The 12,393-nt window shown below is 70.9% G+C and carries 15 protein-coding genes; 10 read left to right on the top strand and 5 right to left on the bottom strand.

Going from position 1 to position 12,393, the window contains the following annotated elements:
- The first annotated feature begins 52 nt into the window (after positions 1 to 52).
- The 8 genes from CEK66_RS18145 (at position 53) to CEK66_RS18110 (ending at position 5,990) form a co-directional block, all read left to right on the top strand.
- Entirely contained in the window at positions 53 to 979 is a 927-nt protein-coding gene (locus CEK66_RS18145) for a hypothetical protein (RefSeq protein WP_152237838.1), read from the top strand.
- Between the two features lie 88 nt (positions 980 to 1,067).
- Positions 1,068 to 2,012, top strand: coding sequence for a LysR family transcriptional regulator (locus CEK66_RS18140; protein WP_043093558.1), 945 nt, complete (start codon positions 1,068 to 1,070; stop codon positions 2,010 to 2,012).
- 27 nt (positions 2,013 to 2,039) lie between these two features.
- Positions 2,040 to 3,962: an MFS transporter gene (locus CEK66_RS18135; RefSeq protein ID WP_152237837.1), complete on the top strand. Its 1,923-nt coding sequence runs from the start codon at positions 2,040 to 2,042 to the stop codon at positions 3,960 to 3,962.
- Positions 3,963 to 4,115: 153 nt separating this feature from the next.
- On the top strand, positions 4,116 to 4,343 hold the full coding sequence (locus CEK66_RS18130) for a CD225/dispanin family protein (protein WP_017915514.1): 228 nt from the start codon (positions 4,116 to 4,118) through the stop codon (positions 4,341 to 4,343).
- Positions 4,344 to 4,389: 46 nt separating this feature from the next.
- Positions 4,390 to 4,671, top strand: coding sequence for a CD225/dispanin family protein (locus tag CEK66_RS18125; RefSeq protein WP_152237836.1), 282 nt, complete (start codon positions 4,390 to 4,392; stop codon positions 4,669 to 4,671).
- A gap of 56 nt (positions 4,672 to 4,727) precedes the next feature.
- On the top strand, positions 4,728 to 5,150 hold the full coding sequence (locus CEK66_RS18120) for a DUF2752 domain-containing protein (RefSeq protein ID WP_043093564.1): 423 nt from the start codon (positions 4,728 to 4,730) through the stop codon (positions 5,148 to 5,150).
- A gap of 76 nt (positions 5,151 to 5,226) precedes the next feature.
- On the top strand, positions 5,227 to 5,577 hold the full coding sequence (locus CEK66_RS18115; protein ID WP_017912540.1) for a CD225/dispanin family protein: 351 nt from the start codon (positions 5,227 to 5,229) through the stop codon (positions 5,575 to 5,577).
- A gap of 5 nt (positions 5,578 to 5,582) precedes the next feature.
- Entirely contained in the window at positions 5,583 to 5,990 is a 408-nt protein-coding gene (locus tag CEK66_RS18110; RefSeq protein WP_152237835.1) for a DUF2752 domain-containing protein, read from the top strand.
- Positions 5,991 to 6,063: 73 nt separating this feature from the next.
- Here the strand turns inward: CEK66_RS18110 and CEK66_RS18105 are convergent, their stop codons facing one another.
- Genes CEK66_RS18105 through CEK66_RS18085 form a run of 5 tightly spaced genes read right to left on the bottom strand, consistent with a single transcriptional unit; the run spans position 6,064 to position 9,600 of the window.
- Positions 6,064 to 6,960 carry a membrane protein gene (locus tag CEK66_RS18105; RefSeq protein ID WP_043093566.1) on the bottom strand — a complete coding sequence of 299 codons (897 nt, stop codon included), beginning with the start codon at positions 6,958 to 6,960 and terminating at the stop codon, positions 6,064 to 6,066.
- 52 nt (positions 6,961 to 7,012) lie between these two features.
- Positions 7,013 to 7,942, bottom strand: a complete 930-nt coding sequence (gene nudC, locus CEK66_RS18100) for an NAD(+) diphosphatase (RefSeq protein ID WP_152237834.1) — start codon at positions 7,940 to 7,942, stop codon at positions 7,013 to 7,015.
- A gap of 48 nt (positions 7,943 to 7,990) precedes the next feature.
- Complete coding sequence (erpA, locus tag CEK66_RS18095; protein ID WP_017908990.1) at positions 7,991 to 8,377, bottom strand: iron-sulfur cluster insertion protein ErpA; 387 nt, start codon at positions 8,375 to 8,377, stop codon at positions 7,991 to 7,993.
- Between the two features lie 31 nt (positions 8,378 to 8,408).
- Positions 8,409 to 8,858, bottom strand: coding sequence for a polymer-forming cytoskeletal protein (locus CEK66_RS18090; protein WP_017908989.1), 450 nt, complete (start codon positions 8,856 to 8,858; stop codon positions 8,409 to 8,411).
- Positions 8,859 to 8,865: 7 nt separating this feature from the next.
- Entirely contained in the window at positions 8,866 to 9,600 is a 735-nt protein-coding gene (locus tag CEK66_RS18085) for a DUF6776 family protein (RefSeq protein ID WP_043093568.1), read from the bottom strand.
- 185 nt (positions 9,601 to 9,785) lie between these two features.
- Here CEK66_RS18085 and CEK66_RS18080 point away from each other — a divergent pair, with 185 nt between their 5' ends.
- Together CEK66_RS18080 and CEK66_RS18075 are read left to right on the top strand one after the other, a co-directional pair.
- Positions 9,786 to 10,415, top strand: a complete 630-nt coding sequence (locus CEK66_RS18080) for a DUF4126 domain-containing protein (RefSeq protein WP_043093569.1) — start codon at positions 9,786 to 9,788, stop codon at positions 10,413 to 10,415.
- Positions 10,416 to 10,456: 41 nt separating this feature from the next.
- Complete coding sequence (locus tag CEK66_RS18075; RefSeq protein ID WP_152237833.1) at positions 10,457 to 12,391, top strand: EAL domain-containing protein; 1,935 nt, start codon at positions 10,457 to 10,459, stop codon at positions 12,389 to 12,391.
- Positions 12,392 to 12,393: the final 2 nt, after the last annotated feature.

Raw genomic sequence — 12,393 nt, 5'->3', positions numbered from 1 at the left:
CCGGACTGGAGCGCCGCCCCACCACCGCCCCCGCGCCGAAGGAACCCGCACCATGCCCAGCACCGACATCGCCGAGGCGCTGCAGCAGCACGGGTATGCGGTGGTCCGCGGCTTCCTGGGCGACGGCGACATTCCCGACAGCCTGCTGCGCTTCCTGGAAGGCGCCGAGAAGTTCCACGACGGCGTGATCGGCGACCTGCCGGCGGCGGACATGCAGCGCATCCAGGCCCGCATCGCCGCCACCGTGCCGGCGGTGGCAGCGGCCATGGGCCTGGCGATCGCGGTCGATCGCTTCGGCTACTGCGCCATCCGCATCCGCGAAAGCCATGCTGCGCCAAGCCTACGTCTGCCGTTCGACCAGCACCGCGATCCGAAGACCGCGCCGGGCGGCGCGCTCAACTGGCACCTGGATCACTTCAGCTATTTCCTGCATGGCGACCACCGCAACTACCTGATCTGCTACATGCCGGTGCGCAAGCCCGATGCCGACCTGGCCAACGTGGCCATCGTCGCCGACGACGTGGTCGCGCGGCTGGATCCGCAGCTGCACCAGCGCATCCAGGGCCGCGGCGCGCTGCGCTTCCGCTGCGTGGAGGCCGACACGCTGGACTGGTTCCGGCTGCGCTTTCCTGGCGAGGCCCTGGCCATCGGCGACTGGTACGCGATCGAGGATCTGTACGACGCCAGCCCCGGCTGGAAGATCGGCTTCGACCTGGAAGCGCACAAGGTGGTGCCGCACCTCGCGGTCGGCGATCTGCTGATCATGCGTGCCGACGTCATCCACCGCACCCACGACGCCGGCTGCGACCGCATCTCGGTGCGCTGCGACGCGCTGCCCGCGCAGGCGCCGCGGCTCGACACGCTGCGCGGCCTGCTCGGCATCACCCTGCGCTACCCGTTCATGAGCCGCAAGCGCCGCTACAACATCCGCCTGTGGCTGCGCCAGCAATGGCGCAAGCGGCTCGGGCGCACAGCATGAGGCGGGCACTGCGACAGACGGCGCGTGGCGCATGCAGCCCCGGCGCGGATCGGCTGCGGCCTCGCCACCGTGCGCGCCAGGCAGCGCCATGCTGACCCTGCGCCAGCTCGAATTCGCCGTCGCCGTCGCCGAGGAAGGCAGCTTCACCGCGGCCGCACGCCGCTGCCACACCGTGCAGTCGGCGCTGAGCCACCAGATCGCCAAGATCGAGCAGGCGCTGGGCGCGCGCCTGTTCGAACGCGGGGCGCGCCACGTGCGGGCCACCGCCGCCGGCGAGGTGTTCCTGCACAACGCGCGCGCCACCCTGCGCGCCGCCGAACGCCTGCACGAGGAAATGGCGCAGACCCTGGGCACGGTGCGTGGCCGCCTGCAGATCGGGCAGATCTCCTCGTTGAACGCGGTGCAGGTGCCGGCGGTGCTGCGCCGCTTCCGCGAAGCGCACAGCGCGGTGGACGTGCACCTGCGCACCGGCATGAGCGATGCGCTGCTGCTGGAACTGGGCGAAGGCCGGCTCGACGTGGCCCTGGTCGGGGTCGGCCCGCACGTGGCGCTGCCGCCGCAACACCTGCTGCTGCACGAGGAACCGCTGGCGCTGATCGCCGCACCCGGCAACCGCTTCGCCGCGCGCCGCCAGGTCTCCCTGCGCGACCTGGAAGACGCGCCGATGGCCGGGCTGATCCCCGGCGCCGGCGTGCGCGGCATCATCGACCGCGCCTTCGCCGCCGCCGGCCTGCGCCAGCGCCTGCAGTACGAGGTCACCCATGCCGACCTGCAGCGGCAACTGGTGGCCGAGGACCTGGGCCTGGCGGTAGTGCCGCAGACCATGGCCACCGGCATGCACGGTGTGGCGACGGTGGCATTGCGCGAGCGCTTCCGCTTCCTCACCTACGCCGTGTGGCGGCCGGATCCGACCCCGGCCGCACGCGCCTTCATCGCCCTGCTGCGCGCCCAGCGCGACGCCCTGCAGGCCGCAACCGACAGCGCCAGCACCGGCCGCCGCGCGCCGCGCCTGCGCGCGCGGCGAACCTGCTAGGCTGCGCGCGTTCGCAAAGGAGCCTGCATGTCCGCCCACAGCCAGTTCGCCCTGTTGCGGCAACGCCGCTTTCTGCCGTTCTTCGTGGTCCAGTCGCTGGGCGCGTTCAACGACAACGTGTACCGGCAGGCGATCATCGGCCTGCTGTTCTATCTGGGCGTGACCCCGGAGCAGCGCACGCTGTACACCAACCTGGCGCCGGCACTGTTCATCCTGCCGTACTTCCTGTTCTCCTCGCTGGCCGGGCAGATCGCCGAGAAGCTGGAAAAGTCGCGGCTGGTGGTCATCACCACCACGATGGAGATCGGCATCATGTCGCTGGCCGCGGTCGGCTTCCTGACCGAGAACATGGCGGTGCTGCTGGTGGCGCTGTTCTGCACCGGCCTGCAGTCGACCCTGTTCGGGCCGGTGAAGTATTCGATACTGCCGTCGGTGCTCAAGCCGGAGGAACTGACCGGCGGCAACGGCCTGGTCGAGATGGGCACCTCGATCTCGATCCTGTGCGGCATGATCCTGGGTGGGCTGATCTTCCAGATCGCCGGCAGCCACGGGCCGGTGGCCGCCGCCACCGCGGTGGTCGCGCTGGCGGTCACCGGCAACCTGATGGCGCGCTGCATCCCCAAGGTCGACGCCGGCGCACCCGAGCTGAAGATCAACTGGAACCCGCTGCCGGAATCGCTGGCGATCATGCGCCTGACCCGGCGCCAGCTGGCGGTGCGCAACGCCGTGCTCGGCGTGTCCTGGTTCTGGTTCGTCGGCACCGTGCTCACCGCGCAGTTGCCGACCTACGCCGAACTCAACCTGGGCGGCGCGCAGGACCTGTACATCTTCGCCCTGGCGCTGTTCTCGATCGGCACCGGCACCGGCTCGTTGCTGTGCGAGAAGCTGTCCGGGCGCACCGTCGAGATCGGCCTGGTGCCGCTGGGCGCGTTCGGCATCAGCGCCTTCATGCTCGACCTGTACTTCGCCCGCCCTGGCGCCGCGCTGCAGACCGGCCTGGGCATCGGCCAGTTCGTCCACCAGGCCGGCAGCTGGCGGATCATGCTCGACCTGGTCGGCATCGGCCTGTGCACCGGCCTGTTCGTGGTGCCGCTGTTCGCGCTGATCCAGAGCCGCACGCCGAAGGCGGAACTGTCGCGCGTCATCGCCGGGCTCAACATCCAGAACTCGCTGTTCATCGTGCTGGCGGCGATGATCGGCATCGTCCTGCAGATGCAGGAACTGCACCTGTTCGGCATGCGCATCCCGCTGCCCGGGCTGAGCATCCCGCAGGTGTTCCTGGCGCTGGCCATCGCCAACGCGGTGGTGGCGATCTGGATCTTCAGCATCGTGCCCGAGTTCCTGATGCGCTTCCTCAGCTGGGTGATGGTGCGCACCCTGTACCGGCTGCGCCTGCACGGCGTCGAACGCCACGTGCCGGAGGAGGGCGCGGCGCTGATCGTGTGCAACCACGTCAGCTACATGGACGCGCTGGTGCTGGCCGCGGCGATCCCGCGACCGGTGCGTTTCGTCATGTACTACCGCATCTTCAACATTCCGGTGATGCGCTGGATCTTCCGCACCGCCAAGGCGATTCCGATCGCCGGGGCGCGCGAGGATCCCGAGCTGATGCAGCGCGCGTTCGACGCCATCGACGCCGCGCTGGCCGAGGGCGAGCTGGTGTGCATCTTCCCCGAAGGCGCGCTGACCAAGGACGGCGAGATCGCCGCGTTCAAGTCCGGCGTGGAGAAGATCCTGGCCCGGCGCGCGGTGCCGGTGGTACCGATGGCGCTGCGCAACATGTGGACCAGCATGTGGAGCAAGCGCGATTCGCGGCTGCGGCGCATGCGCGTGCCGCGGCGCTTCCGCGCCCACATCGAGGTGATCGCCGATGCGCCGGTAGCCGGGGCCCAGGCCACCGCCGAGACGTTGGAGGCGCAGGTGAAAAGGCTGCGTGGCGATGCCGCCTGAGTGCGGCGCAGGTGCCCTGGGCACGCGCTTCGGGTAAATTAACCTCAGGGGAGACGCCACAGGCCGTGGCGTCCAGTGCGAAGGACCGAGCGGACAGTGAACCAGCCCGAACCACCAGCAGCGCCCAACGCGGGCGTCTATGTGCCCAACAACATGGTCTGGGCGATCCTGTCCACGCTGTTCTGCTGCCTGCCGCTGGGCATCGTGTCCATCGTCTACGCGGCGCAGGTGGATGGCCGCCGCGCTGCCGGCGACATCGAGGGCGCGCGCGCCGCCGCACGCAAGGCCGGCTGGTGGGCGCTCGCGTCGCCGATCCTGGTCGTCGTGTGGATCTTCGTGGCCATCCTGCTGGAGGCGATCGGCAGCCTGGCCGGCAACTGACCCCCACCGTTTCCCGTTCCACCACCCAACCACCGGAGTAACACGGATGAATACCACCGCACCGCAAGTGTCCAACAACCTCGTCTGGGCGATCCTGACCACGCTGTTCTGCTGTCTGCCGCTGGGCATCGTGTCCATCGTCTACGCCTCGCAGGTCAACACCAAGCTCGCCGCGGGCGATGTGGCCGGTGCGCGCGATTCGTCGGACAAGGCCAAGAAGTGGGCGATCTACTCGGCGGCGACCTCGGTGGTGCTGATCGTGCTGTACATGATCTTCCTCTTCGCCCTGGGCGGCCTGGGCATGATGCAGCAATCGTCCATGTCCTGAGCGCCGCGGCCGCCGTCGCCTGCGACGGCGGCCGACCACGCGATCGTCCGCCTGCCATGTCCCTTCAGCGCCTGCAGTCCCTGCCCCGCTGGCTGCCGCTGGTCGCACTGAGCGGCGCCGCGGTGGTGGCCACCGTGGTGCTGCGTCGGATCGATCCGAATGTCCCCGGCAATCCACTACCGGGCTGCCCGTTTCGCGCCCTCACCGGCCTGTATTGCCCCGGCTGCGGCAGTACCCGCTGCCTGCACGCGCTGGTGCACCTGGACCTGGCCCATGCCTGGACCAGCAATCCCCTGCTGGTGGTGGCACTGCCGCTGCTGGCGATCATGGCGCTCAACGCCGCCGGCCTGCGCCTGCGCCCGCTCGCGCCGCTGCTGAAGATCCTCGCCGACCCGCGATTATGGCTATGGGTGCTGCTCGGCTATGCGCTGCTGCGCAATCTGCCCTGGTATCCCTTCACGCTGCTCGCGCCGCACTGACGGCCCGCCACCTCCGCACCGCAGCGACTCGTCTAGACTCACCGACTGCCGTGCACCACCCATCCAGGAGATCCACATGAGTACCGTCAGCCCCGTCGCGCCCCCGCCGCCTCCCGCCTCCGGCGTCCCCGGTCCGGTTCCCAACCACCTGGCCTGGGCGATCATCTCGACGGTGCTCGGCTTCTGCCTGTGCTGCCCGGCGCTGATCACCGGCATCGTCGCCATCGTGTTCTCCAGCAAGGTCAACGGCCTGCTCAACCAGGGCGACCTGGAAGGCGCGCGCCGCGCCTCCAACACCGCCAAGACCTGGTGCTGGGTGACCACCGCACTGGCCATCATCGGCCTTCTGATCAATGCCGTCATGGTCGCCACCGGCGGCATGCAGAGCTACATGGACTACATGCAGCAGATCCAGCACGCGAGCTGATCGGCATGCGCGCCTGGCAACAACGGGCGTGCCTGGGCGCCGCCGCCGCATTCGCGGCCGGCGGCGCCACGCTGCTGTACCGCTTCGATCCCAATGCCGCGAACAACCCGTTCGCACCGTGCATGTTCCATGCGCTCACCGGCTATTACTGCCCGGGCTGCGGCATGACCCGCGCCCTGCATGCGCTGGTGCACCTGGACCCGGTCGGCGCGTTCGCGATGAATCCCGGCGCGATGCTGGGCCTGGCCCTGTTGCCGGGCCTGATTGCCTGGAAGGCCGGCTGGCGCGCGGCCTGGTTTGCGCCAGTCGTGAGCGTGATCTCGCGGCCGAATTTCTGGCTGGTCGCGCTGCCGGGCTACTGGATCGCGCGCAACCTGCCGTGGTTCCCGTTCACCCTGCTGGCGCCGCACTAGCCGGACGCAACACCTTGCGATTCGCACCGGGCGCGAGCAAGCGCCTGCGCGTAGGCGATTCTCGGCGCCTTGCTCAGCTGACCCAGCCGGCGATCACCAGCAGCGCCAGCAGCACCAGCCACAGCAGCAGCACCCGCCACACCTGGCTCATCGCATCGCGCAGTTCGGGCAGGCGCCGCAGCGCCGGCACCACCATGCCCGCGTCGCTGTAGTCGTGCGCCTCGGCATCGAGTTCGCCGCGTACGCTGGCGCACGCCACCGGCCCGAGAAAGCCGGTGTCCAGTTGCCACCGCTTGCCGCCGGCGGCGCGCCAGGCGCCGAACACCGCTTCGAAATTGCCGACCAGGGCCAGCGAGAAGGTCATCAGGTGCGCCACCGGCCATTCCAGCGCCGCCAGCAACGCGCGCGCGCCGGCGGCGGTCGCCGGCGGCAGCCGCGCGGCATAGGGGCCGACCGCAGCCAGCGCCAGCAGCCGATAACCCAGCGCGCCGAACGGCCCCAGCAACAGGAACCAGAACAGCACCGCGAACCAGCGCCGCAGCGCGCTGACCGCCACCGCCTCGACCAGCCCGGCCGGATCCTCACGCAGCGGCCCGCCATCGGCCTGCAGTTGCGCCACCGCCAGGCGCCGCGCGCTGGCGTCATCGGCGTCGATGATCGCCTCGACGTCGGTGTCCAGGTCGCGCGGACCCCAGCTGAAGGCCAGCACCACGATCCCGAACAGCAGGATCAGCAGGCCCAGGTGCGGTGCCGCCAGCAGCCACTGCAGCAGGCCGACCAGCAGCAGCGGCGGCAGCAGCGCCAGCGCGATGCCGTAGCGGCCGCGCCAGGCGCTGCCCTCGCCGGCATGCGTGTCCAGCCAGCTCAGCCAGTCGCCGAAGGCGTCGAAGCGGCGCAACGAGGCCACCATGCCGGGCGCGACATGGCCCAGCACCAGGGCGACGATCACAGCGACGAGGGTCGTGAACATGCAGGTCCTCCGGGACCGTTCTGAAGCGGGTGCGCGGAACGTACCGGCGCGGTCAGGCCGGCGCGCCGTGCCGGTACCAATCCTCGATCAGCGCGCGGGCGATGGAGATGCGTGGCGGCAGACGCAGGCCGTGCCCATCGTCGGCACTGTCGCCCTGCGCCGCCAGGCGCGCCAGCGCGGCGCCGACCTCCTCGCGCTCGAACCAGCGCGCGTCTTCCAGTTCGCCGTCGACCTGCGGCGTGTCCGCCTCCGCCTGCGCACTGAAGCCCAGCATCAGCGCGCCAGGAAACGGCCACGGCTGCGCGCCGTAGTAACGGCAGCTGCCCGGCCGCACCCGCACCAGGGTCTCTTCGGCCACTTCGCGCGCCACCGTCTGTTCCAGCGATTCGCCGGGCTCGACGAAGCCGGCGATCACCGAGTAGCGCCGCGCCGGCCAGCTCGCCTGGCGCCCCAGCAGCAGGCGCCGGCCATCGCTGACCGCGACGATCACCGCCGGATCCACCCGCGGATAGTGTTCGCTGGCGCACTGCGTGCAGACGCCGAGGAAGCCGCCGCGCTGCAACGCGATGGTGCCGCCGCACACGCCGCAGAAACGGGTGCGCGATTGCCAGTGCAGCATCGCGCGGGCGTAGGCGAACAGGCCCGCCTCCGGCGCCGGCCACTCGGCCGCGGCGCGGCGCAGGTCGATGCGCTGCGGCGGCGCCAGCGCCTGCGGCAGCGCGTCGGCGGCCAGCGCGAACCAGGCCTGATCCTGGTCCAGGCCAAGGAAGATGGCCTGCTCTGCCAGCGCGCCCAGGGCGGCGGCGCTGGCGATCAGCGGGCGTCCGTCGGCATCGGCATGCGCCTGGCCATCGGCTTCCAGCACCAGCACCCTGGCCTGTTCCCAGGCCTGGCGCAGCGCGGCCGGGTCGTTGCGTACGGCATCGGCACGGTCGATCGCAGGACCGGCGAAGGCGAAAGAGGCAGGCGTCGGATCGGACATGCGCCGCAGGGTGCAGGCAAACCGTGCGTCCCGCAAGCCGCAGCGTGTCTACACGCTGAAGCTGCTGCCGCACCCGCAGGTGGTCTTGGCGTTGGGATTGCGGATCACGAACTGCGCCCCGTGCAGGCCTTCGCTGTAATCCACTTCCGCGCCCATCAGGTATTGCAGGCTGAGCGGGTCGACCAGCAGGGTGACCTGGTCGGTCTGCACCGCCAGGTCGTCCTCGGCGCGGTTCTCGTCGAACTCGAAGCCGTACTGGAAGCCGGAACAGCCGCCGCCCTGGATGTAGACGCGCAGCGCCAGCGCATCGTTGCCTTCCTCGCGGATCAGTTCGCGCACCTTGGCCGCAGCGGCCGCGGTGAAGTTCAACGGCCGGTCCAGCGACTGGTAGTCGGGCGTGGGCGCGGCGCCGGGCAGGGAGACGAGAGTGCTCATGGCGGGAGAATGGGGACGGCGGACGGCCGAATCAAGCCTCGGCGGTGAGCGCGCGCGGCGGCTCGGCGTCGCCGGCGGCCTCGCGGTGCGCTTCCGGCGGCGCCAGTGCGGCCAGGCTGCCGGCGTGGATCAGGCGCCCGGTCAGCTGCGCGCCGGCGTTCATCTCCACCACCTGGTAGTGCACGTTGCCCTGCACCCGTGCCTTGGACGCCAGTTCCACGCGCTCGGCGGCATGCACGTCGCCGATCAGCTGGCCGTTGATGATCACCACCGGTGCGCGCACCTCGCCCTCGATACTGCCGTGCTCGGACAGGGTCAACGTGGCCGGCGCGCCGTCTTCGGCGACGACCTTGCCGAGGATGCGCCCTTCCACGTAGAGGCCGCCGCTGAACACCAGGTCGCCGCGGATCACCACCTGCGCGCCGATCAGCGTATCGACCACGGTCTGGCCGCTGTTGCGGCTGTTCTTGTTCCCAAACATAGGCTGATTATTCCCCTTTGCCGTTACCGGCCAATGTCCAATCGAAGGTCTGGCTGACCGGCGCCCCGCCGCCGCTCAATGCCACCCGCACCCGTTGCGGGGTGAAGCCCTTGGGCAGGATCACGCTGCCGTCCAGTTGCTGGAAGTAGCGGAACGAGTAGTCCTGCCCGGGCACACCGGTCTTCTGGTGCAGTTCGTCCCAGCCGACGCTGGTCAGTTTGCCGCCGCGCACGCCTTCCACGGTCAGCCGCAGTTGCCCCTGGCTGATCGCGCCGCGGTTGAGGTTCTGGGTCAGCACCACGTTGTAGCGCCAGGTGCCGCCGGCCTCGGCGGAGAACTCCACCGAATGCACGCTCAGGCCCTTGCGCTGGCTGGTCGCGCCGACCAAGCGCTCGTAGAACGCCACGTCGGCCCGCAGCCCGGCGATCTCCTCGTCGCGCTCCGCCAGCGAACTCTGCACCTCGTTGTTGGCGGCGCGGCTGATCTGGTCGGAACGGGCCAGGGTCGCCTGGCGCTGGTTGAGCGTCTCGATCTGCCGCTGCTGCGCCTGCAGGTTGCGTTCGGCCTCGCGCAACTGCGCGCTGACCGCACCGAGTCGCGGCGCGGCCTGGCGGCTGGCCAGCCACCAGGTCAGCGCCAGCGACAGCAGCCACAGCCCGGCGAGCAGCAACCACAGCCCGCGGCCGCGGCGGGGCGCGGCGCCATTGGCCACGATCTGGAAACGGGGAACGGGTCGGTTCATGCGCGCTGCCGCGCCACCGAGGCGGCGCCGGCGTCGATCCTCGCGGGTCGGCCTGCTGGGCCACCTAGTGTAAGCCACCCTCCTGAGCGGCGCCGGACTGCGCGGCCGGCCCGCGCCGCGGGCTGGCCTTCGTGGCGGGCTTGGCCGATAGTGACCGGCATCCGTGCTTTGCAGGAGCGCCTGCCATGACCGACGCCCATCTCTTCGTAATCGGCATCCTGCTGGCCTGGCTGGCCGGCATCCGCGTCTACCTGACCGTGTTCGGCATCGGCCTGGCCGGCCTGCTCGGCTGGCTGGAGCTGCCGCCGGCGCTGCAGGCGACGCAGTCGTGGTGGGTGCTCGGCACCTCCGGCGCGCTGGCGCTGGCCGAGTTCTTCGCCGACAAGATCCCCGGCGTGGATTCGGTGTGGGACCTGCTGCAGACCCTGACCCGGATTCCGGCCGGCGCCTTCCTGGCCGCGGCCACGCTTTCGCCTGACGGCCAGCTGAGCGCCGGCGCGCTGGCCACCGGCGCGGGCGTGGCGCTGACCAGCCACGCGCTCAAGGCCGGCACCCGCGCCCTGCTCAACACCTCGCCGGAACCGGCCAGCAACTGGATCGCCTCGCTGGCCGAAGATTCGGTGGTGATCGCCGCGCTGGCCCTGGCCCTCGCGCACCCGTGGCTGGCACTGACCGTCGTGCTGGCGGCGAGCGCGCTCGGCGCGTTGCTGGTGTGGTGGACATGGCGCCTGCTGTGGCGGGGCATGCGCCGCCTGCTGGCCTCGCCGACGGCACCGGCCGGCAACGTCTCGCATCCCGGCGCACAGCCATCGTGAACTTCGTCGCATAATTGGACGCGCCCCAGGAACCAGACGCGATGCCCGCCAACGACACCGCTCCGCTTTCCCCTCGCGAGGACGCGCGCGCGCGCCATGTCCGCGCCGAGACCCCGCCGCCGCACTACTGGCGGCGCTGGGTCGGCGACGCGGAGCGCGCGGCGCCCGCCGATCCCGCCGCCGGTGACGGCATGGCCGATCCGGTGCCCACCGAACTGGCGGCAGCCGCCACGCCACTGGCCGCCAGCGAGCACGACGACGGCACCGGCGACGCCAACGCGGCCGCCTTCGTCGTCGCCGACGCCGCCTCCGATCCCGCCGCACCGGCCGCGGCCGCGCCGTACCGCGTGCTGATCGTCGAGGACGACCGCGCGCAGGCGCTGTTCGCGCAGAGCGTGCTGCATGGCGCTGGCATGCATGCGCAGGTGCAGATGCAGGCCGAAGGCGTGCAGCAGGCCATGGTCGACTACCGGCCGGACCTGATCCTGATGGACCTGCACATGCCGGGACTGGACGGCATGCGCCTGACCGCGCTGATCCGCCAGCAGCCACAGCACCAGCTGCTGCCGATCGTGTTCCTGTCCGGCGACGCCGATCCGGAACTGGAATACGAAGTGCTCGACAGCGGCGCCGACGACTTCCTGACCAAGCCGATCCGGCCGCGGCACCTGATCGCCGCGGTCTCCAACCGCATCCGCCGCGCCCGCCAGCAGGCCCAGCAAGGCCACGCCGAGGCGGTGCCGCTGAACAACCCCGAGACCGGCCTGCCGACCCGCGCCCACGTGCTGCAGTTGCTGGACACGACGCTGCGCGCGCGCCGCCCCGGCAGCCTGTACTTCATCGAGATCGCCAGCGCGCTCGGCCTGCGCGAACGCTATGGCTACGCCGCGTTCGAGCGGCTGATGGTGCAGGCCGGGCGCCGCCTGGCCGGCATCACCGCGCCGCAGCCGCTGGCGCGGCTCAACGACAACAGCTTCCTGCTGCTGGCCGACGACGCCGATGCCGACGCGCAGCGGCAACGCGCGCAGAGCCTGCGCGACACCCTGTCCGGCCACGCCTTCCCGTTGCGCGAGGACGAGGCGCTGCACCTGCGCTGCGCGATCGGCTACGCCGACTTCGGTCATGGCTTCGAGGACGCCGGCAGCGCGCTCGAAGCGGTCGAACGCACCGCGCTGCAGGCGCGGCTGCATCCGCAGAGCATCGCCGCCTACGTGCCGCCGCGCACCGACGAGGACCTGCAGCGCATCGCGATGCTGGAGGGACAACTGGAGCCGGCCTACCAGCCGATCGTCGCCGTCGCCGGCGGCGACATCGCCCAGTACCAGGTGCTGCTGCGCCTGCGCCAGCGCGACGGCAGCCTGCTCTCGGCCGGCCAGGTGCTGCCGGCCGCCGAGGCCGGCGGACGCCTCGCCGACCTCGACCAGCAGGTGCTGGACCACGCGCTGGGCCTGCTGCATCTGTACCAGCACGCCACTCCGCCGCTGCGCCTGTTCGTCTCGCAGTCCACGCGCACGCTGGCGCGCACCGCCTTCGCCGAATGGCTGATCGACACCATCGGCCGGCGCGGCGTCACCGGCACCTCGCTGGTGATCGACCTGCGCCTGGACGATGCGCTGGTCCACACCGCCACGCTGCAGCAGTTCTGCGCACGGCTGATGCCGCTGGGCGTGCAGTTCTGCATCAGCCAGTTCGAACCGGGCGCCGAGGCCGAAGCGCTACTGGCGCATCTGCCGCTGGGCTATCTGCGCCTGTCGGCACGCTTCGCCGGCGCGCATGCCGATCCCGAACTGCGCGACCAGCTGCGCGCCACCATCGACCTGGCGCACCGCGCCGGCCTGCTGATCATCGGCCAGCAGATCGAACAGGCGCAGGCCGCGGCCGCGATGTGGATGGGCGGGGTCGACTTCATCCAGGGCAACCTGGTGCAGTCGGTCGGCGACCAGCTGAACTTCGACTTCCAGAACGCGGTGCTCTAGCC

It is taken from the genome of Xanthomonas sp. LMG 12460 (genome assembly GCF_009192895.1).
Lineage (GTDB): Bacteria > Pseudomonadota > Gammaproteobacteria > Xanthomonadales > Xanthomonadaceae > Xanthomonas_A > Xanthomonas_A sontii.
Note: the sequence above shows the minus strand (reverse complement) of the source record. Positions and strands in the feature narration are given on the sequence as shown.